A 228-nucleotide genomic window follows, 5' to 3' on the forward strand; every position below is an offset into this window, starting at 1 on the left:
ACACCAATGGTGATGGTCTCGCCATTGCCCAGGGTCACGGTCAGCGGATTGGTGATGTTGGTAACAGCATTACCAGCCTTGTCGACTAGCGATGCGGTGTAAACGATTTGACCACCTTCACCCACGGTGTTGGTGGCAGTCAGCACAACCTTCACATCATCAATGGTGTCATTGACGACGGTGGTCGCACCGTTGCCGGCAACTTCTAATTTTTCGAAGTTGCCGCCG

General features: G+C 53.5%; 1 protein-coding gene. It reads right to left on the reverse strand.

What is annotated here, in order from left to right; translation table 11 throughout:
- The coding region (locus tag AC6CIA_RS26530) for an immunoglobulin-like domain-containing protein (protein ID WP_498316136.1) at window positions 1-228 on the reverse strand (228 nt) is incomplete at both ends.

It is taken from the genome of Pseudomonas sp. GQ91, assembly GCF_059758795.1.